The sequence below is a fragment of the Ammoniphilus soli genome (assembly GCF_040813775.1).
On the sequence record NZ_JBEGDL010000136.1, the window covers coordinates 1 to 1,022 of the forward strand.

The window sequence follows — 1,022 nt, forward strand, 5'->3', positions numbered from 1 at the left end:
TCAGTTTTCAAAGAACATTCATTTGCTTCTTTTTCAATCGCCGCCGAAGCGACAATTAATAATATAACATATCGTTAAAATCACTGCAATAAGTATTTTTTTCCATATCACTTGAATTGTAGTGATTGTTGCCTTTGTTTTTAAGCAACGACCGTTAATATAACACGAGAGTTGCTACTGTAGCAATAGGATGTTATTTCCAATCCTACAACTTTTCAACAAAAAATAAAAAACTAACACTCACAGTGTTAGTTGGGTCGTAATAATTTGCTTTTCTTTTCGACAAAGATGAATTTTAATTCGCCATCCACCTTGGATGGAATTATGCGAAATCGTGAGGAGTCTTTATGCTGGTCTTGTGCAAAATTAACGATGTTTTCATTATGTAAGCATAGTTCAACCAAATAAGCAGCGAGGCCGGTTTTGGTGACACCACAAGCTACTGCTAATCGATCTAATTTTTCATGAACGGCTTTACTAAAATACGAATTAACTCTAATTTTTTTATCGGAACGTTCAGATCGAACTCTTCCCCCTTCTCCTCTCATGACCAAAATACCTCCTTTTTTGGATCTTAGCTCAGTTACTGAGTTACTGTGTTACTCGGTTACTTAGTAACTATGAAGGAGAGGAGGATTTTAGAATCGAACATTACTTGTCTTTAGGCCATAAAAAATAAAAAACCTTATTCTTTACGAATAAGGTTTGATTTTATATGTATGGTGGGCCCAAGTGGACTCGAACCACCGACCTCACGCTTATCAGGCGTGCGCTCTAACCAGCTGAGCTATGGGCCCTTTATGGAGCGGGTGATGGGAATCGAACCCACGCGACCAGCTTGGAAGGCTGGAGTTCTACCATTGAACTACACCCGCATGTTATTTTTAAATGGTCGGGAAGACAGGATTCGAACCTGCGACCCTCTGGTCCCAAACCAGATGCGCTACCAAGCTGCGCTACTTCCCGAAATGGCGTGCCCGGAGAGACTCGAACTCCCAACCTTCTGATTCGTAGTCAGACAC

At 40.6% G+C, this 1,022-nt stretch carries 1 protein-coding gene and 3 tRNA genes; all 4 read right to left on the reverse strand.

Annotated elements, in window-relative coordinates; all coding sequences use genetic code 11:
* Positions 1-248: 248 nt before the first annotated feature.
* Positions 249-548 (reverse strand): hypothetical protein, encoded by a 300-nt coding sequence (locus ABLT31_RS38705; protein WP_367761032.1) that lies wholly within the window; start codon positions 546-548, stop codon positions 249-251.
* A gap of 172 nt (positions 549-720) precedes the next feature.
* Positions 721-797: transfer RNA gene (locus ABLT31_RS38710), tRNA-Ile, on the reverse strand.
* Between the two features lie 4 nt (positions 798-801).
* A tRNA-Gly gene (locus ABLT31_RS38715) sits at positions 802-875 on the reverse strand.
* 14 nt (positions 876-889) lie between these two features.
* Positions 890-966, reverse strand: a tRNA-Pro gene (locus tag ABLT31_RS38720).
* Between the last annotated feature and the right edge of the window lie 56 nt (positions 967-1,022).

Coding starts and splice junctions, on each gene's coding strand:
- ABLT31_RS38705 (WP_367761032.1), bottom strand. CDS start 548: ATGAGAGGAGAAGGGGGAAGAGTTCGATCTGAACGTTCCGATAAAAAA.